This window comes from Carnobacterium sp., assembly GCF_049673005.1.
GTDB lineage: Bacteria > Bacillota > Bacilli > Lactobacillales > Carnobacteriaceae > Carnobacterium_A.
In genome coordinates this window covers 1-2,822 of sequence record NZ_JBATXB010000085.1, presented here as the reverse complement: position 1 = coordinate 2,822, position 2,822 = coordinate 1, and the positions used below count along the sequence as shown (strand labels likewise).

The 2,822-nt window shown below is 35.4% G+C and carries 2 protein-coding genes; one reads left to right on the top strand and one right to left on the bottom strand.

Going from position 1 to position 2,822, the window contains the following annotated elements:
- Positions 1-1,300 (bottom strand): HAD-IC family P-type ATPase (locus WBF61_RS06385; RefSeq protein ID WP_424254938.1); only part of this gene is annotated, 1,300 nt, incomplete at its 3' end.
- 660 nt (positions 1,301-1,960) lie between these two features.
- On the opposite strand from WBF61_RS06385, the gene WBF61_RS06380 reads away from it, so the two are divergent.
- On the top strand, positions 1,961-2,822 hold an 862-nt coding region (locus tag WBF61_RS06380; RefSeq protein WP_424254937.1), incomplete at its 3' end, for an aldehyde dehydrogenase family protein.

The following is a 2,822-nucleotide window of genomic DNA, read 5'->3' as shown; positions in this document are numbered from 1 at the left end:
ATTTTTCATTCAACTCTGTATACTTGTCAGAGACATTCTTGAAAGAAGTTGGTTTTCCTATACGGTACTCTTTTTCATTATAAAAACCCATTAACCCTTCTCCAATTTGATTGGTAACTTCGATATCTAACAGATTTTTAGGTTCAAATTTTTCCAAAATAGCATTAGCTAAAGGATGATTTGATTTCCTCTCAAGAGCAACAATGATATCAATAATAGCTCCTTCTTCTAAACCATTAGTAAAAAAATAATTAGTAACTTCTGGTTTTCCACGTGTGAGAGTTCCTGTTTTATCAAAAGCAATAGCCTTTATATCTGCTAGTTGGGATAGATACGTACTTCCTTTTGAAAGGACTCCCTTTTTCGCAAGGTTCGATGTCGTGGATAGGGTTACGGAAATGGTACTAGCAGCTAAGGCACAAGGAGAGGCTGCAACTAATAGAACCAATCCTTTGTAAATACTCTCTGACCAGGTCCAATCAAATAAAAGAGGTGCAAGTGTCATAACAACAGGGATGATAACTAAAACGAGAGTAACGTATTTAGGTTCAAATTTTTGAATAATGCTAGCTGCCTTTGTTTGATTGTTTTGATTTTGATTCACTAAGTGTAAAATTTTAGAAAACACAGTGTCTTTATTTTCTTTTGTGACTTCCATCGAAAAAGTTCCCGTCCCATTTATCGTTCCTCCAAAAACACTATCTCCGATAGTCTTTTCTTTAGGAATACTCTCTCCATTAATAGCAGATTCATTGATAGAGGTAGATCCAGATAGGATAATCCCATCGATAGGTACTTGATCGCCATGTAGTACTTGTAAGTGATCTCCAATTTTTAGTTCTTCTACATCGATGACTTGCGTACTTCCATCAGGCAGAATCAATTTAGCAGTGGTTGGGTTCATTTCAATTAATTTAGTGATTTCTCTTTTACTTTTGCCTTCTGCGTACTCTTCAAGAAAATGAGCACCAGAGAAAATAAGGATGAGTAAGGTTCCTTCCCAGAAACTACCAATTAAGGAGGCACCGAATGCAGCCAGACCCATTAAAATATGAGAATTAGGTGTAAATTGTTTGTTCTTTTTTGTGTTCTCAATCGTTTCGCTTAAACCTTCAACAATAATGACATGGTAACCCGCTATAAGTGTAGCTATTGAAAATAAACTATTTTTTAAGAATAAATCATTCCCATTCAATAGCATTGCCATTAGAGCTAAAGCTAAGCCAACAAAATATAAAAAGATAGGAGTTTTCCCATGATCGTGGTCTTCATGGCAGTGTTTATTAGTAGTAGAGTTCATTGTTATCACCTTTCTTAATAAAAAATATATTTTAAACACGTAATGATTACGATTAACACATGAACGCTTATTCATATGTTTATTGTATGGCTCTTAACTTGTATTGTCAACTGATAGAGTAAAAAAACAAGATAGATAAATAAACCTATTTAAATAGAAAATGGCATCTGATTTCTTCTAAATGAATGAACTAAAAAATACAAACAGATTATTTTAAGAGAGTGAAAGTAAATGGTACACTGTACTTAGTTGGGATTAGATAAGTTAAGCAATTAGTCAGTTCAAGTTGACATAAAAACCCGCTTGTTTTTATTAATCTAACTTAACTGAAGGTTTTGCACTCCAACAGAGTAGAAACTAGTTAACAGGTTATTGTGCTGTTGACAGATAGTAAGTCTATAGTCAGTAAGGTTTATCAAAAAGAATAACTAGTTACTTGATGAAGCTGGTACTAGTTAGGAAGAAAGGTAGGGATAGGATTAACTATAATTCGCTAAGGCATCATGTTGACTATATAAGATTTAATTTCCTTCGCAATTGAAAAGGCTTCCATTTTAGTGGGGAGCTTTTTATTAAGAAGAAACAAAGCCAGTAATCGAATAATTTTTTGATTTTTCTGGAAGATACTTGGAAACTAAAAATTTGAGGAGGTTTTTTTGAATGGCATATCAAACAATTAATCCATATACAAATGAAATAGTAAAAGAATATTCAGAGGCGACAAGCGAGCAGGTAGAACATGCATTAGAAAGAGGGCATGAATTGTATCACACGTTTAAAAAACAAAGTATCAAAGAACGGGCAAAATGGCTTCATCAAGTAGCCGCAAATATACGTGAAAGATCAGATGAATTGGCACGCACCTGTACAATTGAAATGGGGAAATTACTAGTTGAAGCAAAAGGTGAGGTTGAGCTCTGTGCAGTTATTGTCGACTATTTTGCGGATCATGCAGAAGAAATGTTAAAACCAGAAGAAATTGAAACAGGCGCCAATGGTCAGGCAGAAATTCACCATCAAGCTACAGGCGTTATCATGATGGTCGAGCCATGGAACTTTCCTTATTATCAAATTATTCGAGTTTTTGCTCCAAACTTTATGGTCGGTAATCCAATGATTTTAAAACACGCGTCGAATACACCTTCATCAGCTCAGTTGATGGCAGATATTATAGAGGATGCCGGTGCTCCTAAAGGCTCGTTAACGAATTTGTTCTTAAACTACGATCAAGTATCAGACATTATTGCTGATCCTAGGGTTCAAGGGGTAGCTTTAACAGGATCTGAGCGCGGTGGCGCAGCAGTTGCAAAAGTAGCAGGAGAACACTTAAAGAAAACCACGCTAGAACTAGGTGGGATGGATCCATTCATTGTTATGGATGATGCAAATATGGACGATGTTGCTGAGATTGCCTGGCGCTCACGATTATATAATGCTGGCCAAGAATGTACATCATCTAAACGTTTTATCGTGATGGAAAAGGTATACGATGAATTTGTAGAGCGCTTGAAAGATAATTTTA